The sequence below is a fragment of the Sorangium sp. So ce836 genome (assembly GCF_028553905.1).
GTDB lineage: Bacteria > Myxococcota_A > Polyangia > Polyangiales > Polyangiaceae > Sorangium > Sorangium cellulosum_D.
Map to the genome: position 1 here is coordinate 14,332,027 of NZ_CP102233.1, position 26,969 is coordinate 14,358,995.

24 protein-coding genes are annotated in these 26,969 nt (G+C 70.4%); 11 read left to right on the forward strand and 13 right to left on the reverse strand.

Annotated features, from left to right (window positions below; translation table 11 throughout):
• Positions 1-2: 2 nt before the first annotated feature.
• The 9 genes from gspF to NQZ70_RS52360 all read right to left on the reverse strand — a co-directional run bounded on the left by gspF (position 3) and on the right by NQZ70_RS52360 (position 10,161).
• On the reverse strand, positions 3-1,229 hold the full coding sequence (gene gspF, locus NQZ70_RS52320) for a type II secretion system inner membrane protein GspF (RefSeq protein ID WP_129580920.1): 1,227 nt from the start codon (positions 1,227-1,229) through the stop codon (positions 3-5).
• A gap of 8 nt (positions 1,230-1,237) precedes the next feature.
• On the reverse strand, positions 1,238-3,016 hold the full coding sequence (gene gspE / locus NQZ70_RS52325; RefSeq protein ID WP_129580921.1) for a type II secretion system ATPase GspE: 1,779 nt from the start codon (positions 3,014-3,016) through the stop codon (positions 1,238-1,240).
• Positions 3,013-5,658: a type II secretion system secretin GspD gene (gene gspD, locus NQZ70_RS52330; RefSeq protein ID WP_129580922.1), complete on the reverse strand. Its 2,646-nt coding sequence runs from the start codon at positions 5,656-5,658 to the stop codon at positions 3,013-3,015. Before gspD ends, gspE begins: the two co-directional genes overlap by 4 nt.
• Before the next feature lie 54 nt (positions 5,659-5,712).
• On the reverse strand, positions 5,713-6,012 hold the full coding sequence (locus NQZ70_RS52335) for a hypothetical protein (RefSeq protein WP_237244862.1): 300 nt from the start codon (positions 6,010-6,012) through the stop codon (positions 5,713-5,715).
• Positions 6,013-6,054: 42 nt separating this feature from the next.
• Entirely contained in the window at positions 6,055-7,029 is a 975-nt protein-coding gene (gene gspC / locus NQZ70_RS52340; protein WP_129580923.1) for a type II secretion system protein GspC, read from the reverse strand.
• Positions 7,030-7,237: 208 nt separating this feature from the next.
• Entirely contained in the window at positions 7,238-8,650 is a 1,413-nt protein-coding gene (locus tag NQZ70_RS52345; protein WP_129580924.1) for a sigma-54 dependent transcriptional regulator, read from the reverse strand.
• Positions 8,651-8,777: 127 nt separating this feature from the next.
• The gene (locus NQZ70_RS52350) at positions 8,778-9,335 is read right to left on the reverse strand and encodes an isochorismatase family protein (RefSeq protein ID WP_129580925.1); all 558 of its coding nucleotides are present in this window, start codon (positions 9,333-9,335) and stop codon (positions 8,778-8,780) included.
• A 2-nt stretch (positions 9,336-9,337) separates the two neighbouring features.
• Complete coding sequence (locus NQZ70_RS52355) at positions 9,338-9,781, reverse strand: hypothetical protein (RefSeq protein ID WP_129580926.1); 444 nt, start codon at positions 9,779-9,781, stop codon at positions 9,338-9,340.
• Positions 9,781-10,161, reverse strand: a complete 381-nt coding sequence (locus NQZ70_RS52360) for a ferredoxin (protein ID WP_129580927.1) — start codon at positions 10,159-10,161, stop codon at positions 9,781-9,783. Before NQZ70_RS52360 ends, NQZ70_RS52355 begins: the two co-directional genes overlap by 1 nt.
• A 149-nt stretch (positions 10,162-10,310) precedes the next feature.
• Here NQZ70_RS52360 and NQZ70_RS52365 point away from each other — a divergent pair, with 149 nt between their 5' ends.
• The 9 genes from NQZ70_RS52365 (at position 10,311) to NQZ70_RS52405 (ending at position 20,881) form a co-directional block, all read left to right on the forward strand.
• Positions 10,311-12,710, forward strand: a complete 2,400-nt coding sequence (locus tag NQZ70_RS52365; RefSeq protein WP_207217693.1) for a DUF2169 domain-containing protein — start codon at positions 10,311-10,313, stop codon at positions 12,708-12,710.
• 37 nt (positions 12,711-12,747) lie between these two features.
• The gene (locus tag NQZ70_RS52370; protein WP_129580929.1) at positions 12,748-13,359 is read left to right on the forward strand and encodes a hypothetical protein; all 612 of its coding nucleotides are present in this window, start codon (positions 12,748-12,750) and stop codon (positions 13,357-13,359) included.
• A 272-nt stretch (positions 13,360-13,631) separates the two neighbouring features.
• The gene (locus NQZ70_RS52375) at positions 13,632-15,698 is read left to right on the forward strand and encodes a type VI secretion system Vgr family protein (protein WP_237244863.1); all 2,067 of its coding nucleotides are present in this window, start codon (positions 13,632-13,634) and stop codon (positions 15,696-15,698) included.
• Positions 15,699-15,756: 58 nt separating this feature from the next.
• Positions 15,757-16,146, forward strand: coding sequence for a PAAR domain-containing protein (locus NQZ70_RS52380; protein WP_129580931.1), 390 nt, complete (start codon positions 15,757-15,759; stop codon positions 16,144-16,146).
• Entirely contained in the window at positions 16,146-17,075 is a 930-nt protein-coding gene (locus NQZ70_RS52385; protein ID WP_129580932.1) for a DUF4123 domain-containing protein, read from the forward strand. Before NQZ70_RS52380 ends, NQZ70_RS52385 begins: the two co-directional genes overlap by 1 nt.
• Before the next feature lie 4 nt (positions 17,076-17,079).
• Complete coding sequence (locus NQZ70_RS52390; protein ID WP_129580933.1) at positions 17,080-19,137, forward strand: type VI secretion system Vgr family protein; 2,058 nt, start codon at positions 17,080-17,082, stop codon at positions 19,135-19,137.
• A gap of 3 nt (positions 19,138-19,140) precedes the next feature.
• Positions 19,141-19,404: a hypothetical protein gene (locus NQZ70_RS52395; RefSeq protein WP_129580934.1), complete on the forward strand. Its 264-nt coding sequence runs from the start codon at positions 19,141-19,143 to the stop codon at positions 19,402-19,404.
• A gap of 44 nt (positions 19,405-19,448) precedes the next feature.
• Positions 19,449-19,787: a hypothetical protein gene (locus NQZ70_RS52400; RefSeq protein ID WP_129580935.1), complete on the forward strand. Its 339-nt coding sequence runs from the start codon at positions 19,449-19,451 to the stop codon at positions 19,785-19,787.
• Between the two features lie 38 nt (positions 19,788-19,825).
• Positions 19,826-20,881 carry a LysM domain-containing protein gene (locus NQZ70_RS52405; protein ID WP_129580936.1) on the forward strand — a complete coding sequence of 352 codons (1,056 nt, stop codon included), beginning with the start codon at positions 19,826-19,828 and terminating at the stop codon, positions 20,879-20,881.
• 554 nt (positions 20,882-21,435) lie between these two features.
• Here the strand turns inward: NQZ70_RS52405 and NQZ70_RS52410 are convergent.
• A complete protein-coding gene (locus NQZ70_RS52410) occupies positions 21,436-22,050 on the reverse strand; it encodes a hypothetical protein (RefSeq protein WP_129580937.1) in 615 nt (204 codons plus the stop codon).
• Between the two features lie 115 nt (positions 22,051-22,165).
• Here NQZ70_RS52410 and NQZ70_RS52415 point away from each other — a divergent pair, with 115 nt between their 5' ends.
• Positions 22,166-22,882 (forward strand): TetR/AcrR family transcriptional regulator, encoded by a 717-nt coding sequence (locus tag NQZ70_RS52415; RefSeq protein ID WP_129580938.1) that lies wholly within the window; start codon positions 22,166-22,168, stop codon positions 22,880-22,882.
• A 138-nt stretch (positions 22,883-23,020) separates the two neighbouring features.
• Here NQZ70_RS52415 and hisN read toward each other — a convergent pair whose 3' ends face one another.
• Together hisN and NQZ70_RS52425 are read right to left on the reverse strand one after the other, a co-directional pair.
• Complete coding sequence (gene hisN / locus NQZ70_RS52420; protein WP_129580939.1) at positions 23,021-23,818, reverse strand: histidinol-phosphatase; 798 nt, start codon at positions 23,816-23,818, stop codon at positions 23,021-23,023.
• Between the two features lie 95 nt (positions 23,819-23,913).
• Entirely contained in the window at positions 23,914-24,942 is a 1,029-nt protein-coding gene (locus NQZ70_RS52425) for an alpha/beta hydrolase (RefSeq protein WP_237244864.1), read from the reverse strand.
• 101 nt (positions 24,943-25,043) lie between these two features.
• Here NQZ70_RS52425 and NQZ70_RS52430 point away from each other — a divergent pair, with 101 nt between their 5' ends.
• A complete protein-coding gene (locus NQZ70_RS52430) occupies positions 25,044-26,045 on the forward strand; it encodes an AraC family transcriptional regulator ligand-binding domain-containing protein (RefSeq protein ID WP_129580940.1) in 1,002 nt (333 codons plus the stop codon).
• A gap of 338 nt (positions 26,046-26,383) precedes the next feature.
• On the opposite strand, the gene NQZ70_RS52435 is transcribed toward NQZ70_RS52430, so the two are convergent.
• Positions 26,384-26,857 carry a hypothetical protein gene (locus NQZ70_RS52435; protein WP_129580941.1) on the reverse strand — a complete coding sequence of 158 codons (474 nt, stop codon included), beginning with the start codon at positions 26,855-26,857 and terminating at the stop codon, positions 26,384-26,386.
• Between the last annotated feature and the right edge of the window lie 112 nt (positions 26,858-26,969).

A 26,969-nucleotide genomic window follows, 5' to 3' on the forward strand; every position in this document is an offset into this window, starting at 1 on the left:
CCCTACCCGACGAAGTTCGACATCTGCATGAGCGGCATGAGGATGGATATCGCGATGAACGCGACCGTGCCGCCCATGACGACGATCATGAGCGGCTCGAGCAGGCTCGTGAGCACCTGGACGCGGGTCTCGACCTCGGAGTCGTACGCGTTGGCGACGTTCTCGAGCATCGCCTCGAGCTGCCCGCTCCGCTCGCCGATGGCGATCATGTGGATGACGATGGGCGGGAACCGGCCGCTGCGCTTCAGCGGATCGGCGATGCTCTGGCCCTCGCGGATCGACCCGATCGCGTCGGCGACCACCTTCTCCAGCGCGGCGTTGCCGAGCACGCTGCGCACGATGTCCATCGCGCTGAGGAGCGCGACGCCCGACGAGAGCAGGGTCGCGAGGGTCCGCGCGAAGCGCGCGATGGAGAGCATCTGGATGAGCTTGCCGAAGATCGGCGCGCCCAGCACGAACGTGTCCCAGCGGAGGCGCCCCTTCGGCGTGCGCAGCCAGCGGCGGAACCCGTACACCGCGCCGACCAGCATGAGGATCACGAGCCACCAGTAGCTCGCGGCGAACTCCGAGGTGCCGATGAGCGCCGAGGTGTACCAGGGCAGCGTCTGGTCCATCGACGAGAAGATGTCCTTCACGTTCGGCACGACCGCGATCATGAGGACCGAGATGAGCCCGATGCCGATGATCGCCATGAGCGCCGGGTAGGCGAGGGCCGCGGTCACCTTGCCCACGAGCTTCGCCTGGTTCTCCATGAAGACGGTCAGGCGGAGCAGCACGCCCTCGAGCGTGCCGGACGCCTCGCCGGCGCGCACCATGCTGACGTAGAGCGGCGGGAAGACCGTGGGGTGCCCCTCCAGCGCCTTCGCGAAGCTCGTGCCCTCGCGCACCTGCTCGCGCACCTGCGTGAGGGTCCGCTTCAGCGACTCCTTCTCGACCTGCTCGATGAGCGCGTTGAGCGACTCGAACAGCGGGATGCCGGCGCCGATGAGCGTCGCGAGCTGGCGGGTCATCATGGCGACCTCGGACGTCGTGGGGCGGCCCGCGAAGGCGAAGAGCTTGAGATCGCGCTTCGCCTTCGCCTTCGCGGCCTGCTCCTCGGTCGCGCCGGTGAGCATGATGCCGTCCTTGCGCAGGGCGGCCCGCAGGGCCTTCGCGTTCTCCGCGTCGCGGACCCCTTTGACCGGCTTTCCGGTGCCGACGAGGATGCCTTTGTATTCGAATACCGCCACGGCCTTCCCTACTCGTCGACGATGACGTCTTCCTGCGTCGCCGCGAGGACCTCCTCGACGGTGGTGATGCCCAGGAGCACCTTGCGCGCCCCGTCGTCGCGGAGCGTGTCCATCCCCTGGGAGATGGCGACCCGCTTGATGGTCTGCGCGTCCGCGCTCTTCAGGATGAGCGGGCCCACCGCGTCGTCGATGACCATCAGCTCGTAGATGCCCCGCCGGCCGACGAAGCCCTTCTGGTTGCAGGCGTCGCAGCCGCCCGGTTTGTAGAACACGGCCCGGTCGATGTCCTGCCCGATGTAGTCGTATTTCTGCCCGTGCACGCTGTAGCGGTTCGAGAGCTTCCGCCGCGCCTTCCAGGCGAGCCGGTCCTGGTCGAGGCCGAGCTGCTGGAGCTCGTAGTCCGACGGGCGGTAGGGGACCTTGCACGCCGAGCAGAGCAGGCGCACGAGGCGCTGGGCGAGGATGCCGATCACGCTGCTCCGCACGAGGAACGGCTCGATCTCCATCTCGACGAGGCGCGTCACGGCGCCGGCCGCGTCGTTCGTGTGGATGGTCGAGAGCACGAGGTGGCCGGTCAGCGACGCGTGGATGGCGATCTCGGCGGTCTCCTTGTCGCGGATCTCGCCGACCATGATGACGTCCGGATCCTGCCGGAGGAAGGCGCGGAGCGCCGAGGCGAAGGTGAGCCCGATCCCGGGGTGGACGTGGATCTGATGGATGCCGCCGATCTCGTACTCGACCGGGTCCTCGGCGGTGAGGATGTTCCGGCTCGGCTCGTTGATCCGGTTGAGGCAGGCGTAGAGCGTCGTCGTCTTGCCGCTGCCGGTCGGGCCGGTGACGAGGATGATGCCGTCCGGCCGCTGGATGAGCCCGTCCATGAGGGCGTACTCGCGCGGCGCGAAGCCGAGGTCGTCGAGCCCGAGCAGGACCGACGCCTTGTGCAGGATGCGCATCACGATCCGCTCGAAGCCGCGGCTCGTCGGCACCGTCGAGACGCGGATGTCGACGCTCTTGCCCGCGATCTTCAGGGTGATGCGGCCGTCCTGGGGGAGCCGCTTCTCCGCGATGTTGAGCGACGCCATGATCTTCACGCGGGCGATGATCGGCGCCATGAACTGCTTCGAGGCGCGCTTCGCGACGTAGAGCTCGCCGTCGATCCGGTAGCGGACGACGACGTCGCGCTCCTCGGGCTCGATGTGGATGTCGCTCGCCCGCTCCCGGACCGCCTGCGCGAAGAGGCCGTTGACCCAGGCGATGATCGGGGCGTCGTCGTCCGAGTCGATGATGTCGACGAGGTTGTCCTCCTCGAGCGCCGTGTCGCCCTCGAGCTTCGCGCCGCCGTCCTCCTTGCGCTCCCAGATGCGGTTGATCGCGTTCAGCACGGCGTCGCTCGTGGCGACCGCGATCTCGACCGGCTTGCCGAACAGCGCCCGCACGTCGTCGATCGCGGTCGTGTCGAGGGGGTCGGCGATCGCGCAGTAGACGACCCCGTCGTGCTCGGAGAGCGGCAGGATCTTGTGCTGCTTGGCGTAGGTGATCGGCACCCGGCTCGCGAGCTCGAGCGGCACCGCGTCGATGTCGATGCGCGGGAGGAGGCCGACCTCGCACTCCTCCGCGAGCGCCCTCGCGATGCTCGCCTCGTCGGCGATGTTGGACGAGACGAGGAGGTCCGCGAGCGGCTGCCCGCGCTCGCGGACCGTGTCGAAGAGCGGCACGAGCCGCTCCGCGGAGACGACGCCCCGCCGGACCAGGATCTCGCCGAGGTACTGCTGCTGCTGCATGCTCATTCGACGCGCTCCATCTGCCGTCCGCCGGGCGGGCGCCGGATGGGGCGCGCCGGCGCCGCCCCGCTCTGCGGCGGAGGCGGGGGCATGTCGCCCTCCATGTCGACCATACCAGGAGCCATCGCCCCGCCGGCCGCGCCGGTCTTGCCGCCGAACGTCGGCAGCCCGACAGGCTCGACCGGCGTGTGATCCTGCGGCCTCCTCGGCCGGGCCTCCTCCTCGAGGCGCGCCCGCTCCTCCTCGGTCAGGATCGACTGCCGGATGTCCTCGACGAGCCCGTTCGCCCGGCTGAAGTCGCGCGGCGGCTCCCAGGCGGCGCTGTCGCTGAAGACGAAGTAGCGGTCGATGAACTCCTGCCGCTCCTGCATCTTGCGCTCGAAGATGGCCCGCAGGTCGTCCTGGTCGCGGATGACGTAGGGCGTCAGGACGAGCAGGAGGTTCGTCTTCGTCTTGGTCCTGACCCGCTGCCGGAACAGGAAGCCGAGCACCGGGATGTCGCCGAGCACCGGGATCTTCGTCTCCGAGGTGGTCATGCCGTCGCGCACGAGGCCGCCGATCACCACGGTCTGCTGGTCGCGGACGACGAGGGTGGTGCTCGCGGTGCGCTTGTTGATGGGGATCGCGCCGAGCGCGCCCTCGAGGGGGGCGCCGGCGTCGGAGATCTCCTCGGTGAGCTCCAGCCGCACCTGGTCCGAGTCGTTGACGTGGGGGATGACCTTGACCTTCGTGCCCACGTCCTGGCGCGCGGCCTGGCCGCCGAGGCCGCCGAGCAGGCCGCCGAGCCCGCCGAGCCCGCCGAGCGCGCCCGCGGCCCCCGCGCCGCCCGCCAGGCTCGCGAGCTGGTTGAGCCCGCCGCCGCCGACGTTGGTCTGGAGCGGGATGTTCTGGCCGATCGAGATCTCGGCCGGCACGTTGTCGGTCGCGAGGATGTGCGGCGTCGCGAGGACGTTGGAGTCGCCGTCCTGCGCGAGCGCGTGGAGGACGATGCCGAACGCGGGGATGGACAGGCCCGTCCCGAAGATGTTGCTCGATCCCGGGATCTCGGCGCCCCGGACGCCCAGCGCGAGCGCGCCGAGCTCGGTCGGAAGGCCGCCGACCGAGGGCACGACGTTGTTCCCGCCGTAGATGATGCCCTGGCCGTTCGCGGCGTCGAACGGCGCGCCGGCGTGGTAGCCGATGCCGAAATTGAGCGAGCGGTTGACGTTCACGTCCATGATCACGGCCTCGATGAACACCTGCCGCCGGGGCTCGTCGAGCTGGTCGATCACGGTGCGCAGCTGGGCGTAGTCGTGGGGCGACGAGGTGATGAGGAGCTTGTTGCTCGCCTCGTCGCAGGTGACCTTGACCTGGCCCTCGAAGATGTCGTCGGTCGAGCCGGGCACCGGGGGGGCGTTGCGCGCCGCCCCCCTGCCGCCCACGGCGGGGGCGCCGCCGCCGGCGCTCCCGCCGAGGACCTGGTTCAGCGTCGCGGACAGCTCCTTGCAGCCGGCGTGCTGGAGCGAGAGCACGTGGACCTGCCCCTCGCCCGTCTGCGGCACGTCGAGGCGCTTCAGGATGCCGAGGACGCGCAGGTAGTCCGGCTCGGAGGCGGTGATGATGAGCGAGTTGGTCCTGTCGTCCGCGATGATGCGCGCGCCGGTGCCGCCGCCGCCGGCGGCGCCGCCCCTGCCGGGCCTGCCGCCGCCGCCGCCGCCGCCGCCGCCGGCCCTGGGGTCGACGATCTCGTTCAGCTTCGTCGCGACCTCCGCGGCGGAGCCGTAGTGGACCGGCTGCACCCACAGCTGATCGCCGGCGCCGCCGACGTCGATCTCCTCGACGATCCGGAGCATGCGCTGGATGTTCGTGCCGGTGTCCGTGATGATGAGCAGGTTGCCGGGCGGGTAGACGGTGACGTCGCCGTCCTTCGACTTGAACTTGGTCAGGACGCCGCCCGCCTCGTTGGCGTCGATATGGGACAGCCGGTACATGCGGGTGACGAACCGGTCCTCCGCGGGCACGGGCGCGGCCGTCCCGAACACGGGGGTCGTCTCCGACACCGCGCCGGGCGTCTCCACGATCTTGAGGAAGCGGCCGTGGGGGATGACGGTGAGGTCGTTCGACGCGAGGATCGACAGGAACGCGCTGTACGCCTCGGCGACCGTCACCTTCTCCGGCGCGTACACCGTGGCCTTGATCTGCCGGAGCTTGCCGCCGTAGATGAACCGCCGCCCGGTGATGTTGCTGATCGCCTTCACCAGCTCGGGGAGGTCGGCCTCGTCGAGGTTGAAGCTGACCTTGTAGCCGCCGGGCTTCGGCTTGAACTCGATCTCCTGGACCCCCTGCTTGACCGCGGCGAGCGGATCGTCGCCGGTGTCGCCCGGCGCGGCGCCCGGCGCCCCCGGCGCGGCTGCAGCGCCCGGCGCGCCTGCCCCGGGCGCGCCCGCGCCCGGCGCGGCGGCGCCCGCGGAGCCCGGCGTCCCCGAGGGGATCCCGGGGCGACCGGGCGCCGGCGCGCCCTGGCCGGGGGTGCGCAGCACGGGGGCGTTGCGGTTCGCGGGCTGCGCTGCGGCCGGCGGGGCCGCCGCGGCGAACACGAGCGCCGCCACCGGCGCGGCGAGGAGCCTCCTCCGGAGGCAGCAGGATCGCTCGAGGGTCGTCATCACCATCAGTCGACTCGATATTCTCTGCGTGGGTTTTGGGGTGGGGGGAGGCGGCGCCGCTCAGTCGGCGCTCGGCGCGCTCTCGCGCTCGGCCGGCGAGGGGGACCGCGGCCGCTTCGAGCGGGATGTCCTGCCCAGGGCGGTCTTGCTCGCCCCGGTTGTGGCCTCGCCTTCGGCCTCGTCCGCCGCGTCCGCCGCGCCTTCGGCGCCGTGGGGCGGCAGGACGGTCTTGGCGACCGACACGAGGATCAGGCTCACGACCCCGACGAACGTGAGTGAGCCGAGGACGAACGTGCCGACATACATCAGCGTTCGCCGCAGCAGGCTCCCCTCGTCCAGTCTACCTATCCATCGCGCCATGCCACTACCCTGCTTTCGTCCCTGGAATTCAGTCCGCAGCGCTCACTTGATGTTGAAGTCGATGTTCATCGGCTTGCCCTTGCGGTTGATGCTCACCGTGAGCCGGTCCGCCGTCCGGAGCCGCGCATAGGCCTCGAGGGCCTTTTGCGGATCGCTCATCTCAAACCCGTTGATGCTGGACAGCCGATCTCCGTTCTCCAGGCCGAGCGTCCCGAGCAGCGAGTCCGGTCGAATCCCGAAGAGACGGATGCCGACCACCTTGTCGCCCTCCTTCTCGGGGACGATGCGCGCGGAGCGCATCAGCTCGCCCTGGTTCTCGAGGATCTGGTCGACGGCGCTGCGCTCCACGTTGAACTCCGTCTCGCTCACCCGCTGGATCTTCGAGGCGATCTCGGGCGGGACCTTCTTGCCGCCGCGGGCGGTCGATTTCGACGTGCTCGTCGGCGCGGGCGTCACGGGCGTCGGCGCCGCGGCGGTGCGCGCGACGGCCTTGCTGCCGCCCACGATGGCCTGGCACCGCGAGCTGCCGGACGTCAGCCAGACCCGGTCCCACCCCACGTAGTAAACGGTCTGCCCGCTGATCTCATCCCCCTGCCGCCGCAAGATCGCCTTGCCGTCCGAGCCGCTCATGGCCGCGAACGACCACGCGGGATCGTCGGCCTGCGTGATGAGCAGCACGCGGGCGCCGTCGCACGACGGATCCTCGTACGGATCCTTGTTGCTCATCTCCGGCTGCACGCTCGGGATCTCGACCGGCTTTCCGTCGAGCGGCCCCGTCACCGAGTCGAACGGGTTGCGCGAGAGGATCGGCCCGGCGTGCGTCGCGTGGTCCGCGCTCGCGGTCGACCCGAACGACGTGGGGCGCGGCGGCGGGCCGGCCGGCGCCGGCGGCGCGTCGATCGCGACGCTCGAGGCCACGAGCTGACCCATGCCCGACGCCTGGAAGTAGGCGGCGAGCGCGATCAGCGCGCCCAACACCCAGGGGAAATACCGCTTCAGGATCGCGTCGATGCCCATGCGCCCATGCTCCTCTAAGCGAGTTTCGTGCCAGGGGTCAATCTCTGGCCGTTCCCCCGCCTTTTCTCGGAAATACGGAAGCTGCCCCGCCAAGGTGACGCACCCGAGGCGCGCGGGGCGGCCTCCTTTGCCAAAGTGACAAATGGATTTTCGCCGGGGGTGCCGGCGCGCCGGAGCGCGCCGTGTCCGCCGGACGGCGCGCGCGAGATCACTCCAGTTCGCCGAGCTTTCGGTAGATCGTGCGGGTCGAGATGCCGAGCAGCTGCGCGGCCACGGATTTGTCCCCGCGCGCGTGGCGGAGCGTCTCGCGGATGAGCCTTCGCTCTACCTCGTCGAGGGGGGTGCCGACCGAGAACGTGAGCGAGCTCGGCTCGGCGGGGGCGGCCTCGCGGATGAAGTCGGGCAGGTCGTCGACCGAGAGCTGGTCGCCGCGGCAGAGCACCACGGCGCGCTCGATCACGTTCTCGAGCTCGCGGACGTTGCCCGGCCAGGTGTAGTCGGTCAGGCGCGCCAGCACGTCGCGCGGCGCCTCCAGGCGGGGGCGGTTGTTCTTCGTGCAGTAGACGCCGAGGAAGTGGTCGACGAGGAGCGGGATGTCCTCGCGCCGGGTCCGGAGCGGGGGCGCGGTGATCGCGATCACGTTGAGCCGGTAGAACAGGTCCTCGCGGAAGCGCCCCGCGGCGACCTCGGCGCGGAGGTCCTTGTTGGTGGCCGCGACGAGGCGCACGTCGGCGCGGACCGTGTCGCCGCCGACGGGCTCGTACTCGCCCTCCTGCAGCACGCGGAGGAGCTTCACCTGCACGGCCGGCGAGAGCTCGCCGATCTCGTCGAGGAACAGCGTGCCGCCGGCCGCCTTGGCGAAGCGGCCGTCGCGCTTCGCGAGGGCGCCGGTGAACGCCCCGCGCTCGTGGCCGAAGAGCTCGGCCTCGAGGATGGTCTCCGGGATGGCCGCGCAGTTGACCGCGACGAACGGCCCCCGCGAGCGCGCGCTGCGCTCGTGGATGAAGCGCGCGAGCAGCTCCTTGCCGGTGCCGCTCTCGCCGAGCACGAGCACCGTGGCGCTCGAGGGCGCCGCCTGGGTCGCGATGTCGAGCACGCGGCGGAGCGTCGGGCTCGAGCCGACGATCTCGCGCTTCGTGAGCAGCTTGATCTCCTGCCGCAGCGACCGGTTCTCGGCGACGAGCGACTGGCGCTCGGCGGCCTTGCGGACGCTCTTGATGATCGTCATCCGCTTGAGCGGCTTCTCCACGAAGTCGTAAGCGCCCTCGCGCATGGCCTGGACCGCGGTCTCGACGGTCCCGTACGCGGTCATCATCACGACCTCGGTGTCGGGCGCGAGCTGCTTGAGCGCGCGGAGCAGCTCGAGCCCGCTGACCCCCGGCATCATCAGGTCGGTGAGCACCACCTCGACGCGGCGGCTGCGCACGATCTCGAGCGCCGCCTTCGCGCTGTCCGCCGTGATGACGCGCATGCCGTCGCGCTGGAAGATCTTCTCGATGGAGGCGACGTTCGACGGCTCGTCGTCGACCACGAGGACCGTCGGCGCGCCGGGCGGCGGCGCGGCGCCGGCGGGCGGAGGCGCGCTCGGGGGGGCTCCGACTTGTGCCAGATCGTCAGCCATGCGCCACTGTGTCACGAACGTCGGCGGCGTGTCCAGAAGAGCACGGGTCTGACAAAGTCCGAGCCGGCGGCTGACAAACTGACACGGCGACCGGGGCGCCGCGCTGCCCGCGGAGATCCCGGCGATCTCAGCGGATGAGCTTCGACAGGTGCTTGAAGTCGTCCGTCCCGGCGACCTTGAGCCAGTCGAAGACGACGGTCTCGGCGGTGGTGATGGTGGCGCCGGCGGCGCGGCAGAGGTCGAGGCCGGCGAGCCGGTGGTCGTCGCGGCGCGAGGCGACGCCGTCGAGCGGCACGTGGACCGCGACGCCGCGCGCGGCGAGCTCGCGGACGGTCTGGAAGACGCAGACGTGCGCCTCCATGCCGACGACGACGGCGGTGCGGGGCGCGCGCTCGCTGAAGGCGCGCTCGAACTCGAGCGCGTCGCAGGCGGAGAACTCCATCTTGGGGATGACCGGCGCGCCCGCCTGGGCGAGCTTCTCGGCGAGGGGCGCGACGGTGCGCCCGAGCCCCGCGGGGTACTGCTCGGTCGCGAGCACGTGCGCGCCGAGCCGCCGCGCCGCCTCGATGAGGAGGGTGGCCGCGCGGGTCAGCGCCTCCATCTGGGGCGCCGGCATCGCGGCCGCGAGCCGCTCCTGGACGTCGACGACGATGATCGCGCTCTCTTTGGGATCGAGCCTCCGCATGGCTACCTCGTGGTCCGGAAGCTCCGCAGGAACCGGAGCAGGTCGCTCCGCAGGTCGAAGCGGAGGAGCGCCTCGCCGATCACGGCGCCGCCCTCGCCGACGAGCACGCCGGGCAGGACGGTCATCGACGCCAGCAGATCGCTCGGGCGCACGGTCTTGCGGCCGGCGAACGCGCAGCGGCGGCCGTCGTTGGCGGTGAACTCGAAGGAGTAGGGGAGGGTGCCGGTGCGCGCGAGGTCGAGGCCGAGCCGCCCGGACAGGTAGCGGTGGTCGGCGAACCCCTCGGCGTCGATCTCGCCCTCGATCTCGACCTCGGGCTTGCGCAGGAAGTCGAGGAGGCCGCGCGAGCGCGCGCGGATGGTGAACGACATGGGCCGCTCGTCGGCGGGGGACTCGACCAGGTGGAAGCTCCCGGCCATGGTCTCGCAGAACTCGAAGCCGCGCATCACGCCTCCGGCGGGCGGCGGGGCGGCGCCGGCAGCGGCGGGCCGGCCGTGGCTTCGGTGAAGTCCTCGGGCGGGAGCACGAGCCGCTCGACGCGGCGGCCCTCGGCGAGGGCGTCGACGATCTCGGGGACGTCCGCGGGGGTCACGCGCCCGTAGAAGTAGCCGTCCGGCTCGACGGCGATGACGGGGCCGGCCCAGCAGACGTCGAGGCAGCTCGCGGTGCAGGCGCGCGCCTCGACCTTGGCGAGGCCGCGCTCGGCGAGGGCGGCCTTGAGCTGCGCGTGGATCCCCTCGGCGCCGCGCTGGGCGCAGGAGCCCTTGGGGACCCCGTCCGGGCGGCGGTTGACGCAGACGAAGAGGTAGCGCTTTCGCTGGGGCACGGGGCGGATCCTCGTGCGTGGCGGGCGCCGGGTCAAGGTTGGGTGGGGGAGGGGCGCGCGGGGTGGGCGGGGGAGGCGAGTTCGCGAGCTCGGCCGCGAGCCCGCTGGACGACTTCACCTCGCCGACGTGTAAGATGGCGAACACCGCCATGGATGTCGTCTCCAACGGTCCGCTGCCGGTCGCTTCGGTCGTCTGGCAGCCACGCCCCGCGACGTGGATGCTGACCGTCGTCTGCAAAGCGACGTTCGTGCTGCGTCCAGGCGAGGCGGCGCTGGCACGAGAGCAGGAGCCGCCGCTCGAGGACGACCAGCACTGGCACAACGACGCCCGCCGGAGCCTCCGCGCCGCCTGCGATCTCGTCCCCGTGAAGCCCTGGGCAGACGTCGCGCTGGTCGGGCACGCGTTCGCGCCGAGGGGGGAGCCCGTGCGTTCGCTGATCGCCCGGCTCAGCGTGGGCGAGGTGGACAAGTCGATCGCGGTGTTCTGCGATCGGGCGTTTGGCCAGGACGGCACGCTCCATGAAGGACAACGGTTCTCTCGGCTGCCGTTGATTTATGAGCGCGCGGCGGGAGGGCCGGACACGTTCAATCCTGTCGGGCTGCGTCCTGGGATCCACGACGCGCAAGGGCGGATCATGATCCCCAACCTCCAGCCGCCCGGGGTGAAGGTCACATCCCGGGCTGATTTCATCGCGCCGATCGGCTTCGGTCCGCTTTCGCCGACGTGGCCGTCGAGGCGCGAGAAGATGGGCCGCAAGGGGGCACCGGGGCTGCTGAGAGACTGGTACAAGCAGCCGCTCCCGGAAGACATCGACTTCTCGTGCTTCAATCACGCGCCGCAGGATCAGCAGATCAAGGAGCTGCGCGACGATGGGCAGATCGCGCTCGAGAACCTCCACCCGGAGCACCCGCGCCTCGTCGCGAGCCTGCCCGGCGTCCGGCCGCGCGCGGTGCTCGAGCGCGCCAGCGGCGCGGCGCAGCCGCTCACCTTGCGCTGCGACACGCTGTGGATCGACACGGATCGATCGGTGTGCGCGTTGACGTGGCGCGCGCAGGTCCCGATCGAGCACCCGCAGGAGCGGGGGAGGGTGCTTGTCGAGCTCGCGCAGGCCGGGGCGGGGGCCGGCTGGCCCGGTGGAGCGGTGGGGCGCGCGCCGATGGCGTCGCAGCCGCGGGGGCTCGATGTCGCGGAGACGGCCGTTCCGCCGGCGCCGTCGTCCGAGGACGAGGCCGAGGGCTTCGCGGGGACGATGGCTCCGGGGGTGGTCCCCCCGGCGGAGATGGCGCTCCCGTTCGCGCCGTCGGGTCAGGCGGCGGGCTTCGCGGGCGGCCCTCCGGCGCAGAGCCCGCCGCGGCCGCTGTCGCAGTCCTCGTCCGGATGGGGCGGCGCAGCGCCGCCTGCCGTGCCCGCGCCGCCGGGCTCCGCGCCGTCGCTCGGCCAGTCGTCGCCGTCCTGGGGGGCGGGCGCTCAGCCCGCGCCGCCGCCCCCCTCCCGCCGGACGCACACGGGCAGCGAGGATTCGGACGTCTTCTTCGCGCCGTCACCGCCGCCGCCGCCGAGGGTCGTGGCGCCCGCGCCGGTGGACGCGATCCCTCCGGCGCGCGAGAGCAACCCGTGGGCGGTCGAGCCTCGCGCGGGTCAGCCGCCTCCCATGACCGTGGGACAGCTCGCCGCCCATCTGGTGACCCCCGAGGTCGTCAGGGCCGAGCCAGCGCCGGCCGCGCGCCCGGCGCCTGCAGCGACGCCGCGCCCCGAGGGCGCCCCGGCGCTGCAGTTCATCTGGTACGACCCCGACGAGGTGCCGCGGATGCGGCGGAAGCCCGCGTTTCAGCAGATCCTCCGCGAGCTCGAGGGGAGGCCGCTCGACGCGGAGGTCGACGATCCGGCGATCGTCAGGGATCCGATGGCGGTCGAGGATCGGCGCGAGGTCTTCGAGGTGCTCGCGCGCGGGGAGGCGGCGGACGAGGCGGAGCTGAGCCGAGCGCTCGAGCGGGCGGTCCGCGAGGACGGGAAGTTCGTGCCGCCGCTGGCCCTGCTCGCAGGCGAGCTGCACTTCCCGTTCGACGAGCTCGAGCGGCTGAAGGCGACGATGACGACGGCGGCCACGTTCGCGGCCGGGGACGAGGCGCTGAGCGCTGCGGTCGAGGAGGCGAAGGGCTTCCTGAGCATGCCGCACCTGCTCATCCCGCCGGCGGTGGCCGAGGGGTTCACCAAGCGGATCGAGGACGCCTTCGCGCGGGTGAAGCGCTCGGTGCCGCAGGGGTACCTCGGGGAGCAGGCAGAGCGGGTGCTCCTGGAGAGGCGATGCTACCAGCGGCGCGCGGTGTTCGGGGCGGTGCACCTGCGCGCGCTGCTGCAGGTGGGCGGCGCGTCGAGGCTCGTGCCGGCGTACCTGCCCGAGGATCTGGCGAAGCGGCTGCCGATGCAGGCGCGGTTCAGGGCGAGGCTGATCGCGACGCTCGAGCTGCAGGAGGATCAGTACGAGACGCACCCGGCGGCGCTGAGGGTGACGGCGCTCGGGAGGTTGATGGCGGCGCCGCGAGCGTGACGGGCGGGCGCGCAGCCGCAGCGATGGGGAGGCCGGCATGTCGAAGGGAGATCACGTCTTCAACAACATCGTCGCCAAGATGAACGGCGCGTTCGAGGCCGGGTTCATCGCCTATGCACGCGACAAGCTCGCCAGCGGCTCGGCCGGCTCGGCTCCGCTCGTCACCCTCATCCACAGCAGAGCGGCGCGGGACGATTGGATGCGCCGGCGCATGCCGCGGACGTCGAGCCTCCTGACGGCGTTCATCGAGGATGTGGCCCTGAGGGATCTGAGAGAGTCACTTCAGACGGCGACCTATCTCGGCGGAGACGTCAACAACGACGCCTACTCGATGCACGCGCGGGAGTTCCAGGACGCCGTGGTCCGCCTGTTCACGAAGATCGCGCGCACGCGATCCTATGTCAGCGAGGGCGACCTCACGCCCGACATCACGCGCGTCCGGAGGGCGTTCTTTCATATGACACGCGCGGCGGAGGACCCTGGCGCGCTTCAGAGGTTGCTCGATCAGGTCCAGGGAAGCGCGCGCGAGCGGGCGAGGGTGGAGGCGGCTGTCCAGGCTGTCCGCGCGCGGCTGGAGTTTGCGTGGGGAGCCTGCGAACGCATCTTCAGGACGGCGGCCGCGGAGCTCCTGCGGCTGCCCAGGAGCTAACCGGGCGGCAGTCCGCGCGGCGCTGCGTCGTCTCGACGGGGAGCCGATCTGGGCTCGGCCTGCCCGCGCTGTTCCGTCCGTCGAGCCGCAGGCGATGATTTCCTCATCGAGCCTGCGGCGGCTGCCACAGCCTTTCTCGTTGAGCACACCCGTTTTCTTGTTTTGATGGCGGCGGCGGATCGCATACCCTTCGATCGAACCGGTGAGCCTGGCACAGGGTGAGGGAGGTGCTCGCCGGCTGAACGAAGGAGAGCCCGCCGATGAGTCTCGAGGTGACCTTTGCGTGTGGCGAGGGCCCGCTTTCCGTGCGCCGGTTCTCGGTGCAGGAGGCGGTATCGAGCCTGTTCACCGTCTCGGTCCTCGCAGGATCCGAGAACCCCGCCATCGACCTGGAGGCGATCATCGGCAAGCCGGCGCGCTTGCGCGTCGTCGGCGGCATGTCTCATGCCGGCGCAGGCACCCGCCTATGGACAGGCATCTGCAGCTATGTCGAGCAGGTCCACGCGGTGCAGCCGACCACCGGCCAGACGGCCATATCCAGCTACCACGTGCGCATCGTCCCGGATCTCTGGCTGCTCACCCAGCGCCGCAACTACCGTATTTACCAGCACCTCACGATCCCGGATATCTCCGACCGGCTGCTCGCAGAGTGGAACCTGCAGCCCGTCTGGCAGATCGATCGAGGTCGCTATCCCAAGCTCGAGTACAGGGTCCAGTACGGCGAGAGCGACTACGCCTTCCTGTGCCGCCTCTGGGAGGAGGCCGGGATAGCGTTCACCTTTCCCGACGACGAGGGCGCGGGCTCTCGGCTGACGCTGAGCGATCACCTGCACCAGAACCCGCTGCGCGCGGGGGCGCCGCTGATTTACGCGGACAACCCTAGCCAACCCCTCGACCAGCAGTTCGTCGCCAACGTTCAGCTCTCGCACGAGGTCCGCCCGGGTGCTTACACGATCCGCGACCATGATCTTCGCCGCCCGGCGTTTCCCCTCCTCGGCGAGGCTCGGAAGGCGCCCGCGCCCGAGGACAGGTACGAGCAGTACCACTACCAGCCGGGCGCCTTCTTGATCCACGCGGACAAGGGCGGCGGCACGCCGGCCGCGGACGACAAGGGGGCCACGCGTCACGAGCAGGCCTTCGGCGCGCGGCTGGCCGAGCGGGCGCTCGGCGCCGAGCGCGTGGATCGCCGCGCGATCTCCTTCGAGACGAACACGATCGACCTCTGGCCCGGCGTCGTCTTCAGCGTCGACGGCCATCCGCACCCCGAGATCGCCGACGGCACGCGGCTGCTCGTCACCGAGTTCTCGATCGACGGCACCCCTGGCGAGGAGTGGTCGATGTCGGGCCGCGCCCTCTTCACGGACGTCCCCTACCTGCCTCCGTTCCGCACCCCCAAACCTCGCGTCGAGGGTGCGCAGTGCGCCACGGTCGTGGGCCGCGCGGGGCAGGAGATACACACCGACGAGTTTGGCCGGGTCCGCGTCCAGTTTCCCTGGGATCGCGAGGGGCATCACGACGACGCGAGCTCGTGCTGGATCCGCGTGAGCCAGGGCTGGGCCGGCACGGGCTACGGGATGATCGTCATCCCCCGCGTCGGCCAGGAGGTCCTCGTCGGTTTCCTGGAGGGGGATCCCGATCAGCCGATCGTCGTCGGGCGCGTCTTCAACGCCACCCAGCAGGTCCCTTACAAGCTCCCGGAGCACAAGACGAGGAGCACCTGGAAGAGCGACTCGTCGCAGGGCGGCGGCGGATTCAACGAGATCATGTTCGAGGACCAGAAGGGGCAGGAGCTCGTCTGGGAGCAGGCCGAGCGGAATCGTCGCCGGCTGGTCAAGAACGACGAGACGATCACCATCGGTCACGATCGCCAGCTGCTCGTGAAGAACGACGAGCACGCGCGCACGCTCGGCAACGTGAAGGTCTATGTCGGCAAGGATCAAGACATCGTCATCAAGCAGGAGAAGCGCGAGCGCGTCGAAGGCAACAGCCACCTCCGCGTCTGGGGGAAGCGCAACCAGAAGATCGGCGGATCGCACTCGCTGATCGTGGGCGGAGATCGCCATGAGGTCGTGGGCAAGAGCCACGCCCTCGCGGCGGCCGAGGAGATCCACGTCGCCGCCGGCACGGCGCTGGTCATCGAGGCGGCGAAGGACCTGACGCTCAAGGGTCCGGGCGGGTTCATTCGGATCGACGCGAGCGGCATCACCATCCGGGGCAACGTCGTGCGCATCAACAGCGGCGGCTCGCCCGGCAGCGGCAAGGGCGCGAGCCCCGAGGAGCCGGCCGAGGCGATGGAGGCCGTCACGGACGACGTGAGCCGGACGCTGATAGGGCAGTGATCGGCGCTTGAGGGTCCACGATCGAACGTCCTCGAGACGAGAGGAGAGGAGGGGAGAGATGCCTCCGGCAGCACGCATCACCGACATGCACACTTGCCCGAAGGTCGAGCCTGGACCGGTCCCGCACGTCGGCGGCCCGGTCCTGAGCGGAGAGGGGACGGTCCTGATCGGCTTCCAGCCCGCCGCGCGCGTCGGCGACAGCGTCACGTGCGTCCCTGCGATCGACAGCATCTCGGCGGGCGAGCCCACGGTGATCATCGGCCACAAGGATGCGGCGCGGATGGGGGATCCCACGTCGCACGGCGGGGTGATCGTGAAGGGGTGCCCGACGGTGCTCATCGGCTCGAGCCCTCAGGCGGAGACCTTGAGGACGGAGAAGCCGTTCTGCGAGGACTGCGAGCGCAAGCGCAAGGAGCGCGAGGCGCGCCGCAACCGGGGGAAGCGCTGATGGCGGCGCCGCGCTGCATCGTCGAGGTCCGGTGGGGGAAGCTCGCGGGCACGAAGGTCGCCATCGACCCCGGCAAGACGCTCCGGGTCGGGCGCGGGGACATGGCGCAGCTCGCGGTGCGGCACGATCCCAGGCTCTCGGCGGTGCACTTCGAGCTCGCGTGGGACGGCGCGCGCTGCGCGCTCCGGGACCTGCGGAGCGCGACGGGCACGCAGCTGAGCGGCGAGCCGGTGGCCGAAGCCGAGGTGGAGCACGGCGCCTGGATCCGCGCTGGCGAAGCCGATTTCATGGTCTATTTCGAGGGCCATACGCCGCCGCCGGACGAGGACGAAGACGAGGTCGACGAGGACGAGCGGCGCCGTCGAGCGAGGCGCCAGGGGCTCGCGGAGCGAGCGCTGGAGACGCTGCGTGACGAGTCCTCGCGCGTTCCTTTGTACGCCGTCCTCGACGCCGCCCGTGACGACCGGATCCTGGAGCTCTTGCGAGAGTCGGTGGAGCGCCACCAGTCGCTCTACGAGGGGACTCCCGGCGAGCCTCTGGAGGACGTGGCGCCGTACCTGGCCGGCCCGATGGATTCGAGCTCGACGCTGCTGTCGCGGCTGGTGCTCGAGGGCTGGGGGAGGCGCTGGGGGATCTACTGCACGAGCCGGGAGCCGTTCCGCGAGGTCCGACGGCACTTCCGGCGGTTCCTGATGGTGGAGCTGGAGACGTCGGGCGAGCGTGTCTATTTCAGGTTTTACGATCCCGGCGTGATCGGCGTCTTCGCTCCCACGTGCACGCCGCTGCAGATCGAGGAGATGCTGAGCGAGAGCGAGCGCATCCTCTACGAGGTCCCCGATCACGGCCTCGCGAGCATCGACGCCGAGCTCGCGACGGCCAAGCGGTCCGCCAGGGCGTCGGAGACGGCGGATGCGCCGTCCGAGGGATGACCAGATGCCCACCCTGAAGCTGACCCTTTCTTCCCGAGAAGACTCGCTGGTCGTGCATCGGTTTGCGGTCCACGAGGCCATCTCGATGCCGTTCTCGATCTCGGTCTGGGCCCGCTCGCCGGATCCCGCCATGGACCTCGGGAGCATCGTCGGCCGTCCGGGGACCTTCCGCGCCGACGCCGGCTACGGCTTCGCGCACCGGCCGGGCGGCCGCACGTGGAGCGGCCTGGTCAGCCGCGCCGAGCAGGTCCACGCCGTCAAGACCGCGGCCGGCCAGCAGAACGTCTCCACGTACCACTTCCGCCTGGTCCCGACCCTCTGGCAGCTCACGCAGCGGCGCAATCAGCGCATTTACCAGCACCTTTCCATCCCCGATATCATCGACCGCCTCCTCGGCGAGTGGCGTATCCAAGCGGTGTGGAGGATCGATCGCGGGCGCTATCCGAAGCTTGACTATAAGGTTCAGTACGCCGAGACCGATTACCTGTTCCTGAGCCGCTTGCTCGAGGAAGCGGGGATCGCCTTCACGTTTGCGGACGAAGAGAGTCACGCCGCTGCGCCGATCTTCAGCGACCGTCTGGAGGCGAACCCACCCCGGTCGGCGCCCCCGATCCTCTATCTTGGCGACGTGAGCGAGGGCGCCGGACGGGAGTTCGTCACCGGCGTGCGTCTCAGCCGCGAGGTGCGTCCTGGTGCCGTGAGCGTACGGGACCATGATTTTCGGCGTCCGATGTTTCCGCTGGCGGCGAGCGCTCGGACGGCCTCTGCCGAGGATCGCTACGAGCAATACCGGTACCGGCCCGGCGCGTTTCTCGTGGAGACCGGCAAGCCGGCCGGCAGCCCGGTCGCCGACGACCAGGGGTTCGCCCGCCATGACTCCGGAGTTGGAGACGAGCTCGTACAGCGCGAGCTCCACGGCGAGCGCGTGGGCGTCCACGGTATCGGCTATGAAACGAACGCCTTCGACATCGTCCCGGGGGTCGTCTTCTCGGTCGACGGCCACCCGCATCCCGAGCTGCCCGCGGCCCGCAAGCTCCTCGTCGTCGAGAGCTCGTTCGAGGGCACGCCAGACGGCGAGTGGACGCTCTCCGGGCAGGCGGTCTTCGCCGATTCGCCGTATCGCCCGCCGCGGCGCGCTCCGAAGCCGGTCGTCCATGGCTTCCAGAGCGCCGTGGTCGTGGGGCCGCGTGGCCAGGAGATCCACACGGACGAGTTCGGCCGCGTCCGCGTGCAGCTCGCGTGGGACCGAGAAGGGCAGAAGGACGACCACAGCTCCTGCTGGATGCGCGTGCATCAAGGATGGGGCGGCGCCGGCTGGGGCATGATCGCGCTTCCGCGCGTTGGACAGGAGGTCCTCGTCACGTTCCTTCAGGGCGACCCCGATCAGCCCGTCGTCATCGGCCGCACCTACAACGCGGTCCAGAGCGCCCCGTACGCGCTGCCCGAGCACCGCACCCGGAGCACATGGAAGAGCGACTCCTCGCCGGGAGGGGGCGGGTTCAACGAGGTGATGTTCGAGGACCTGAAGGGCAAGGAGCTCGTCTGGCAGCAGGCGCAGAAAGACCGGAAGCGGCTGGTCAAGAACGACGAGCAGGGCACGGTGGGTCACGACCGGCAGAAGCTCGTCAAGAACGATGAGTCCGAGCGCGTGGACGGCTATGTCAAGCGAGCGGTGGGCAAGGACGTGGATGCCGTGACGGGGCGCGACAGGCGGGAGCGGATCGAGGGGAGCTGCCACCTGGAAGTGCGCGCGAGCTACCGGGAGGAGGTTCGAGGAACGCAGTCGTGCACCGTTGAGCAAGGTCGACAGGAGCGCGTTGGCGGCCGTTATGCGCTGCGCGCGGCGAAGAAGATCCACGTCGTCGGTGAGGACTTCGTGGGTGAAGGCGCGGACGACGTGACGATCCGTGGACCGGGCGGGTTCATCCGGCTGGATGCGGCGGGGGTCACCATCAAGGGGACGCTCGTCAAGATCAACGTGAGCGGCTCGCCCGGGAGGGGCGGGGGAGCGCACCCGGGGGCGCCGGAGGAGCCGGTGGGGGTGGACGCCGAGGATGCGTGAGTCGTGTTCGCGGTGTTTGATGAATTCAAGTCGACCGATCCAATTCCGGATCTCGGCGTGACGCTCAAGATCCCCAGCGGGCAAGATGTAGTGCTCCGCGCGGATTCCGCTGAAGAGCTTACGCTCGGCGAGCCCCAGATCCGTACTGGTACGGTGGACGCGATCGAGACCTGGGATTCCAGGAAGCCGGCGGTCATTCGCAATCTGACTTCGGTGCTACGCAAATGTCGACGGTATACTCCTTGGATCGCACAGCGCTGGTTCTAGCAAGCATGGCCGCGCGCATCCTGCCAGCTCTTCTAAGATGAATCATGTTCAGAGTCCGCAAAGACCAAATAGCTGCTTTTGAGGAGGCCAATGTTGGCGCGTTTTGTGTCGAAATGGCGCAGCATCTCAGAGATGTCCTACCCGAGGCCGTCGCGCGCTTCGACGATGAGGCACTCATCGACTCGCTGCGTACGCGCCTCGGGCAAGCTCTCTCGTACGGTATTACGGATAGGTTTGATGCGCTGCGATATCTCGAATGCAGCTACGCCTTGGGCTGGGTTGACAATGGCCCGGACGACGAGGCTCACGCCGTATTGGCACAGAATGCATTGAGCGCGGAGGATAAGGTAGACATCATCGAAAAGCGGACGGAGTCGACGTAGGGCGCTGACCAGCGTCGTGACTCAGGAGACCTCAGGCCATGCCCGATACCTATATTGTGCAGACCGGTGATAGTCTTTGGGGCATATCAAAGAAGCTGGGTGTCTCGTTTCAGCAGATTAAGAGCCTGAATCCGTCGCTTAAGCCCCGGAGTCCGCCGTACGGCATCAGCCCAGGTGACGTCATCGTTGTTCCTCCTGCACAAAGGAGGGGCGAAATCAAGAGGACTTGCGAGAAATGCAATGACTGTATCGTCTATCAGTTGGCGAAGCCGTTTTTGATCGCCAAGGCGGTTGATTCCACGATCGTGCCAACTGTGAGCTTGAAGGTCCGTGATGACGTCCTGCATGGCGGCATCATGCCGCTCGGTCAGGACATAACCCACTCGTCTAGCAGAGCACTGTTGGACGGCTACCCTGCTACCAGCAACGACGAAGCGACGTTGAGGGACGCAATGCTGCGGCTCCTCGACGTTTTTGCCTTCTACGACCGCGACGAGATGGCAAAGAGGTTATTTGATAAATTTTTGGAGAAGAACGGCCAGGTGACAATATTCACCGATGATGGGCTCGATATGGCGGTCCAGGCCAGCTCCAATTTTATTGCGTTTTCTGACAGGACTCTGGCGGCACCCGGAACAAATGGGACCGATCCGACGAAGCCAAGGATTCATCAACGGCTCAAGGATGCTGGCTGGGACATCAATAACGTCAAGACCATCGAAGGCCTCGGCGTGCCCGCTTTCAATGAAGGCACTAAGACGCCCGCTCCGCTCTTCAACTCGGGAGACTGGGCGAACGGGCTGGCGGTGATGATCAACGGTGTACAATATGTGTATGTGTATGTTGAAAAATATAGCTATGACTCTTGCAAGGGTAAATACGAGATCGGTCTCAAGTTTGTCCTCTACGATGTCTTCGGGCTCGATGATGACGATTTGAGAGAATACGGTGTCGCTCGAGGAGTCGATTCGATTTTTCTTGCCCCAAGAGGCATCACCGCCTGGTGGCAGCTGCAGCATCAATTCGGCTATGCGCCGGTTCTGACAAGGGCCGTGGTGCATAAAACGTATACGGTTTCGACGGTTGGTCAGTGAAACACGGTGGTGTGGTCTGATTGGGCACAGAGCTTTGGCGGTAAAGAATATTCGTGTGATTTCGAATCGAGTGGATCCCGATCCGAATTGCGGCGCGTTCCGATGCTCTGGCCGTCGCCCCCCGGGCGTGGGACCAGCAGGAGGATGCGTGCGCGGGGCAGCAGTCTCCGTTGTGGGGAGCGCTGTTGTGCCGATCTTCTCCGCATCGAACACCCTGTTCGATGAGAGAGTTTACAGGGTCAGCGAGAGCGTTTGGCAATAACATCGGCGCCGTGCTCATTGCGTCTACGCCGCGATGAGGTCCTTGCAGCCGGCGCCGAGCTCCCAGGCCGAGATCTCGAATTCGCCGGTCGTGCTCGTGTCGTAGCCGGTGGGCACATGGTGCATGTCGTGGTACCGCACGACGCGCCGTGCGCGCCCACGTGGCGCGCGTGCACGCCCGGGTGTTCGGGAACGGAACGCTCGCGGCGGTCGTCCCTACTGTGTTCACGCTGGACGCTGGCAGGAGCGTGCGTTGCGGCCGGCGGAGGATGCCGCCGCGCCCGATCTGTCCCTCAGGCCGCGGCGCGCCGCGCGCGGTGCCGGCGCAGCGCGAGGCTCACGAGCCCGATCGGCGTCACGACCAGCGCGAGCGCGAGCCCCACGGCGGCCCCCGCGAGCCCCGCGAGGGTCGCGAGCGCCAGCCAGAGCGCGTCGCCCACCGTCGCGCCGGACGAACGCGCGTCCACGCGCATCTCCCGGCGGAGATCGCCGACCGTCCGATCGAGCAGCGCCTCGAACGGCCGGCCATACAGGCTCTCGCCGCGGCGGCCGCGGAGGAACGCGCGCACCGTCCGGCGCGGGGCCGAGAGCAGCCCCGCGAAGAGGCCGCCCAGGTTGAGCTGCCACGCCGCGACGAAGCCCTTGCAGCCGGCGCCGAGCTCCCAGGCCGAGATCTCGAACTCGCCGATCGTGTTCGTGTCGTAGCCCGTGAGCACGTGATGCAGGTCGTGGTACCGGACCGCGCGCACGCGCGCCCGGGTGTTCGGGAACGGGACGGGCAGGGGGCCGAGCTTGAAATCGACCCACGCGTCCCCGTACCCGCCGTCCGCGCCGAACCCGTTCACCTCGAAGTAGATCGCCCGCGCCTCCCGCATCGTGAGGCCCTCGTCGTAATGCACCAGCGCCATGGCACCACCCTCCGTGGATGACTGAGGTCACTGACCATGGTCATTCTTCGAGCCGGCATTGTCAAGCCCGCCATGCTTGACTCGTAACCGCGCGCGGCAGCACATTGCGCAAACGATGAGCAAGGTCAGTCAAGGCGCGGCGAGGCGCCGGAAGGCAGCCGCGTCCCCGGCGGCAGCCGCGTCCCCGGCGGGACCCGCCTCGCCGCCGTCCCGGTCCGCGCCGGCGCTCGAGCGTGCCGGCCGCGCCCAGCAGAAGCTCGACACCCGCCGCCGCATCCGGGACGCGGCGTGGGCGCTCTTCACCGAGCTCGGCTACGACGGCACGACGACCAAGGCGGTGGCGGAGCGCGCGGAGGTCGCGGCGGGGACGGTGTTCGTCCACGCGCGCGACAAGGCCGACCTGCTCATGATGGTGATGCACGACCGGCTCGCGGCCGCGGTCGACGCGGCGTTCGAGACGCTGCCGCGCAAGGACCCCCTGCTCCCTCAGCTGCTCCACGTGTTCCAGCAGCTGTTCGCGATGTACGGCGAGCAGCCGCTCGTGTCGCAGGCGTTCGTGAAGGCCTTCCCCGGCGCGTCGGGCCCGAACGGCGAGCGGCTGAACGCCCTCACCTTCGCGTTCCTGCACCGCATCGCGGCCCTCGTGCGCGACGCCCAGGCGCGCGGCGAGGTGGCCGGCGACATCGACCCGCTCGGCGCGGCGCACAACATCTTCGCCCTCTACTTCGCGGCGCTCCTGTCCTGGCTCAGCGGCTTCGCGACGCTCGGCGCGGCGCTCGATCCGGTGCTGAAGAGCTCCCTCGCCCTCCAGGTCCGGGGGCTCCGCGCGTGAGGCACGCGCCGGGCGCGCCTCCCCGGCCCCGCCTCCCCGGCCCCGCCCTCGTCACCGGCCGTCCCCGGGGCGCGCCGGCGTCACCGGCCGTCCCCGAGGCGCGCCGGCGTCACCGGCCGTCCCCGGGGCACGCCGGCGTCAGCGCGCCTCGCGCTCCGCCAGGCCGCCGCGGAGCGCGGCGAGCACCTCGGCGTGGACGCGCGGATCGCCGGCGGCCACCACGTCGCCGGCGCTCGCGGCGTCGAGCGGGCGACCCTCCCAGTCCGTCATGAGCCCGCCCGCGCCGGCGATCACGGGGACGAGCGCCGCGAAATCGTGGAGCTTGAGCCCGTACTCGACGACCACGTCGACGCTGCCGCTCGCCACGAGGCCGTACTGGTAGCAGTCGCCGCCGTAGCTCACGAGCTTGGCCCGCGACGCGACCGCGCCGAAGGCGCGCGCCGCCGCCGCCGCGAAGTACTGCGGGCCCGTGGTGGAGAGGCGCGCCAGCGAGAGCCCCGCGCAGGCGCGGACGCGCGCCGGGCTGCCGTTCCAGAGCGTCGGCCGGCCCAGGACGCCGAGCCAGCGATCGCCGAGGACGGGCTGGTCGATGACGCCGAGCACCGGCCTCCCCCGGTGCAGCAGGCCGATGAGCGTGCCGAAGAGCGGCTTGCCCGTGATGAACGCCTTCGTGCCGTCGATGGGATCGAGCACCCACACGTGCTCCGCCCCCTCGTTCTCGCGGCCGAATTCCTCCCCCACGATCCCGTGGCCCGGCGCGTGTGCCGCGAGCAGCTCCCGGATCGCCGCCTCGGCCTCGCGGTCCGCGATCGTGACCGGGCTCGCGTCGGCCTTGTCGTCGGCCTCGATGCCCTTGCGGAAATACCGCCGGATCACCGCGCCGCTCGCGTCCGCCAGCCGCTCGGCCAGATCGACAAGGTCTTGGGAAGGCGTCATCGTCTCGTCCTCCTCGAGGTCCCCCCGGAGCGAGCCCCGCGGGCCCGATCCAGTACGCGCTGCGCGCGCGCACCGCAACGGCCGCGGAGCCCGGCTCAGGCCCGCTGCGCGGTCGCCGCCTCGCCCGGGCGGCGGGGTGGCGCCCCAGGCTGCGGCTCGACGGCGCCCGCGGACAGGCGCGCCCGCAGGTACGCCCCCACGGCGTCCGCGCCCCGGGCGCCTTCCGGGTGATACTCGGCCAGGACCGGCCCGTTGTGCGGCATGTCCCGCAGCACGTCGAGCGTGACGTCGACGCCCGCCTCGCGGGCGCGCCGCGCCAGCTCGAGGCCCTCGTCCCGGAGGCGCTCGGCGTCGCCGACCTGGACGAACAGCGGGCCCAGGCCGTCGAGGCGCGCGTGCAGGGGGGACAGCCGGGGGTCGTCGAGCGGGATCGCGCCGGCGAAGTCGCGCGCCTGGCGCGCGAGCCCTTCCCGGGTGCCGTAGTCGGTCGGGTCGTTCTCGCGCGTCGAGGCGCTGCTCGCGGTGAGATCGAGCCAGGGGGAGACGAGCGCGGCGCAGCGCGCCTGCTCGCCGCGATCGCGCAGCGCCAGCTGGGCGACGAGCGCGAGGTTGCCGCCGGCGGAGTCGCCGGCGAGCGCGATCTCGCCCGGCGCGTGGCCCCGCTCGACCAGCGCGCCGAAGGCGGCGAGCGCGTCCTCGAGCTGGGCGGGATACCGATGCTCCGGCGCCAGCCGGTAATCGATCCCCACGACGCGCGCGCCGCTCGAGAGCGCGAGCCGCGCCATGAGCTCCGCGTGGGTCTTCGTGGATCCGAACAGGTACGAGCCCCCGTGGAGGTAGAGCACGACGCCTCGATCCATCGCGCCCGGCGGCTCGAACCACACGGCGGGCACGCCCCCCAGGACATCGGCCGTGCGCTCGACGCGGCGGACGGCCTTGTCGGGAGAGAAGCGCGCGTCCAGATCGGCCCGGACCTTCGGATAGGGCCAGCCGAGCATGTCGATGAAGTCGCGGCGGAGCGCCCGGACCACCCACTCGAAGCCAAAGCCCCAGGTCGGCCGAGCGGGGCCGCGGCGGGCGCGCTCGACGGCCGTCTCCACGAATGCGAGACTGAAAATCTTCATGAGACGCAGCACCATGGTGAGGACCGTAGCCCACGCCCCCTTCGGGCGCGGCGGCCGGGCGCGCCAGATCGCGCGGCCTCGCGCGCCATCCCGGTCGCCCCATGAAGCCGCGCGGTAGCGGCGGCGCCGGCATCTCGGGCGCGATGGCCCTGCGCCTCGTGCGGTTCTGCGCGGACCGCGCGATCGACACGGCGCCGCTCCTCGGCGTGCTCGGCGCCACCGAGGTCGAGCTCCGGCGTCCCGCGTGCCGCGTCCCGTACGCCGCGCTCGACCGGGCCATCGAGGCCGCGGCCTCGCGCGTCGGCGCGGCGGGCCTCGGGCCCGCGCTGGCGCGCGTGCGCGACGAGGAGACCTACGGCGTCGCCGCGCTCCTGCTGCTCGCGGGGCCTTCGTTCCGCGACGGCCTCGCCCGCGCGGTCGCCTACCAGCGCGTGTGGGGCGACGGCGAGCGCTTCGCCCTGAGCGCGCTCCGCGGCGGGCTCGCCGTCCGCTTCGAGCACCCCGGGCGGAGCGCCCTGGCGCGCGCGGTGCTGGCCGAGTGCGCGCTCGTGGAGATCGTCGACGCGGTGCGGCTGCTCACCGGCAGGCCCGCGGAGGGCCACGCCGCGCGGCTCCGGCACGACCGGCTCGGCCCCGACGACGCGCTGCGCGCGGCGCTCGGCGTCGCGCCGGCGTACGGCTGCGCCGAGAGCGCGCTCGTCTTGCCGGCGGAGGTGGCCGGGCGCCCGGTCGCGGCGCCCCCGGAGCTCCTCGGGCGCGCGCTCGAGCGGATCGCGCGCACGGCCGTCGCCGCGCTCCCCGCCTCCGCGTCGCTCGCCGACCGCATCGCCTCGATGCTCCGCGCCGAGCTCGACGTCGCCGCCCCGCGGCTCGAGAGCGTGGCGCGGCGGCTCCACATGAGCGCCCGCACGCTGCAGCGCCGGCTGCAGCGCGAGGGCACGAGCTTTCAGGATCTCGTCGACCGCGAGCGCCGCGCGCGCGCCCTCGACCTGATCGACCGCGGGGCGAGCGCCAAGGAGGCGGCGCTGCTCGTCGGCTTCGCCGAGCCGGGCAGCCTCGCGCGCGCCCGCAAGCGCTGGAGCGCGGGCGCGCGCGGCGCCTGAGCGGCGTCGCCCGCCGGCGCCGCTTCCGCGGATCGCCGCGGAGGATCGGATACGCCATCAGGAGGCTCAGCCACACGACCCGGAGCTTCGGATCGGCCAGCGTCTCGAGCGGGATCTCGAGTCGCTCGTTCGCGGGCTCCACCTCCCGACCGTTCTGCGAGAGCGGATGCCCACCCCCGGCCCGTGCTCGGCGCTTCGCGCCTGCGCGCGGTCCGCCCCTCCCAAATCGCGCGCTCCGCGCGCTCAGGGAGGGGTGCGCCGTCGGGGACCTGCGGCCGGGGTGTGAGGTTCGGAGATGGTAAAGCGTGCACGGCGCGATAGCCCCGGTGAAGAGGAGCTCACTTCCAGAATACCCACCATCGCTTGGTGCCTGCCCCGCTTCGATCCGACTCCGCGAAGATGACAGGGGGGACTCGCTCGACCTCCCGCCCCTCCTCGAAGACCAGCCTCTCCTCGTCCATGCGGTAAACCTGGAATACGTTGTACGACTCCCCCGACGCGAGCTCGGCCACGACTTGAATGGCGTCGACATCCTCCGATGCGCCTTGGGGGCGGACCCGCACATCTCGATAAACAGCAGCCGCTCTGATCTGCTTTGCCGATGCCTTCTGCTTCAACGCCATGATGAGCAGGTTCGAACCTTCGGTGCCGCCCTGCGTTGCCACCCCGATGTCGTACTTCCCGTTCGGCTGGACTGCGATGAACCCGGGAATGAACGATCCCTGTTGCAGCAGCGCGTGCCTCGCCACGTCGAGCGAGCGCTCGACGAGCCGCTGAATCTCGAATCGCTTCGCGTGAGGGTCTTTGCTCATGGATCGCCTCTCTTGTCTCCAATAACGGGTCCACCTGCCCGCGAGGCCCAATGAGCCGCGAGCGAAGCCGACACACCGTTACAGCATGACGTGATGCCCGGCAAGGAGAGGC

Coding starts and splice junctions, on each gene's coding strand:
- gspE (WP_129580921.1), bottom strand. CDS start 3,016: ATGAGCATGCAGCAGCAGCAGTACCTCGGCGAGATCCTGGTCCGGCGG.
- gspD (WP_129580922.1), bottom strand. CDS start 5,658: ATGGTGATGACGACCCTCGAGCGATCCTGCTGCCTCCGGAGGAGGCTC.
- NQZ70_RS52335 (WP_237244862.1), bottom strand. CDS start 6,012: ATGGCGCGATGGATAGGTAGACTGGACGAGGGGAGCCTGCTGCGGCGA.
- gspC (WP_129580923.1), bottom strand. CDS start 7,029: ATGGGCATCGACGCGATCCTGAAGCGGTATTTCCCCTGGGTGTTGGGC.
- NQZ70_RS52345 (WP_129580924.1), bottom strand. CDS start 8,650: ATGGCTGACGATCTGGCACAAGTCGGAGCCCCCCCGAGCGCGCCTCCG.
- NQZ70_RS52350 (WP_129580925.1), bottom strand. CDS start 9,335: ATGCGGAGGCTCGATCCCAAAGAGAGCGCGATCATCGTCGTCGACGTC.
- NQZ70_RS52355 (WP_129580926.1), bottom strand. CDS start 9,781: ATGCGCGGCTTCGAGTTCTGCGAGACCATGGCCGGGAGCTTCCACCTG.
- NQZ70_RS52365 (WP_207217693.1), top strand. CDS start 10,311: ATGGATGTCGTCTCCAACGGTCCGCTGCCGGTCGCTTCGGTCGTCTGG.
- NQZ70_RS52370 (WP_129580929.1), top strand. CDS start 12,748: ATGTCGAAGGGAGATCACGTCTTCAACAACATCGTCGCCAAGATGAAC.
- NQZ70_RS52380 (WP_129580931.1), top strand. CDS start 15,757: ATGCCTCCGGCAGCACGCATCACCGACATGCACACTTGCCCGAAGGTC.
- NQZ70_RS52385 (WP_129580932.1), top strand. CDS start 16,146: ATGGCGGCGCCGCGCTGCATCGTCGAGGTCCGGTGGGGGAAGCTCGCG.
- NQZ70_RS52390 (WP_129580933.1), top strand. CDS start 17,080: ATGCCCACCCTGAAGCTGACCCTTTCTTCCCGAGAAGACTCGCTGGTC.
- NQZ70_RS52400 (WP_129580935.1), top strand. CDS start 19,449: ATGTTCAGAGTCCGCAAAGACCAAATAGCTGCTTTTGAGGAGGCCAAT.
- NQZ70_RS52405 (WP_129580936.1), top strand. CDS start 19,826: ATGCCCGATACCTATATTGTGCAGACCGGTGATAGTCTTTGGGGCATA.
- NQZ70_RS52410 (WP_129580937.1), bottom strand. CDS start 22,050: ATGGCGCTGGTGCATTACGACGAGGGCCTCACGATGCGGGAGGCGCGG.
- NQZ70_RS52415 (WP_129580938.1), top strand. CDS start 22,166: ATGAGCAAGGTCAGTCAAGGCGCGGCGAGGCGCCGGAAGGCAGCCGCG.
- hisN (WP_129580939.1), bottom strand. CDS start 23,818: ATGACGCCTTCCCAAGACCTTGTCGATCTGGCCGAGCGGCTGGCGGAC.
- NQZ70_RS52425 (WP_237244864.1), bottom strand. CDS start 24,942: ATGAAGATTTTCAGTCTCGCATTCGTGGAGACGGCCGTCGAGCGCGCC.
- NQZ70_RS52430 (WP_129580940.1), top strand. CDS start 25,044: ATGAAGCCGCGCGGTAGCGGCGGCGCCGGCATCTCGGGCGCGATGGCC.
- NQZ70_RS52435 (WP_129580941.1), bottom strand. CDS start 26,857: ATGAGCAAAGACCCTCACGCGAAGCGATTCGAGATTCAGCGGCTCGTC.